The 1,077-nt window shown below is 75.3% G+C and carries 1 protein-coding gene; it reads left to right on the top strand.

Annotated elements, in window-relative coordinates:
• Positions 1 to 308: 308 nt before the first annotated feature.
• A partial coding sequence (gene eccB / locus G3I65_RS48835; RefSeq protein ID WP_160702420.1) for a type VII secretion protein EccB occupies positions 309 to 1,077 on the top strand: 769 nt, incomplete at its 3' end.

The raw sequence follows: 1,077 nt of genomic DNA, 5'->3' as shown, positions 1-1,077 counted from the left end.
ATCCGCACCGGCTGCGCGACGCCGTCGACCAGCCAGGCGAGCAGGACGGCGATCGCGGCCAGCTCCCACACCGCGGCCTGCAGCGGCCGGATCGGCAGCAGCCAGGGCAGCGGCGCGGCGGCGGGCCGGGACGGTGCCGGGCGGACGGCGCCGGCGGTTTCGACGGACACGGGCTCCCCTTTCCCCGGGAACCCGACGCTACTGCCTCCCCAGATGCCGCGTGGGCGTAAAAATTACCCTCGCCGCCCCGCGGGAGGGTGCTTAGCATCGGTCGCTCGGAGCACGACGCACACCGGGGGCACAGCAGCGTGTGGACGCAGCGGGACCAGATCCAGGCGTACCAGTTCCTCCGCCGCAGGCTCGTATCCGCGCTCGTCGCCGCCGACGCCAACCACCCCGTCTCGCCCAGCCGCCGGCTCGTACTGGCCACCGTGCTGGGCCTCGTGGCCGCGCTGCTCGTCACCGCCGTCTTCGGCATCATCGGCCTGCTGAACCCTTCGGGCGGCAAGGACTGGCTCGCGGGCGGCAAGGTGATCGTCGAAGAGGGCACCGGCGCGCGGTTCGTCCTCGGTGCCGACGGCGTGCTGCACCCGGTCCTCAACTACGCGTCGGCGCGGCTGCTGGCGGGCGGCACCGGCGAGGCGACCGTGACCGTGTCGCCGGAGAACCTCGGCAAGGCCGGCCGCGGCACCCAGATCGGCATCCCGGGTGCGCCCGACTCGCTGCCCGCGACCGGCGCCCTCGTGAGTGCCGCGTGGACGAGCTGCAGCCGCACCACCCAGGACGCGCCCGCGTCGGAAGAGCCGCGGACCGCCGTCCTGCTCGCCCCGCCCGCGTCCGGCGTCGAGCTGCCGCGCGACCAGGGCGTGATCGTCCGGGTGCCGCAGGGCGACCGCTTCCTGCTCGCCGGCGGGCGGCGCTACAAGCTGAGCGACGAGGCCGCGACGGCGCTGCAGTTCGACAGCTACCCGACGATCGCGGTGTCCGCGCGGTGGATCGACACCGTCCCGGCCGGGCGTGACCTCGCCGCGCTACCGGTCGACGGTGCCGGCGACCGGGGTCCCGCGGTGGGCGGGC

Source organism: Amycolatopsis sp. SID8362, from assembly GCF_010550475.1.
GTDB classification, from domain to species: domain Bacteria; phylum Actinomycetota; class Actinomycetes; order Mycobacteriales; family Pseudonocardiaceae; genus Amycolatopsis; species Amycolatopsis eburnea.
This window is presented reverse-complemented; position numbering and strand designations above follow the sequence as displayed.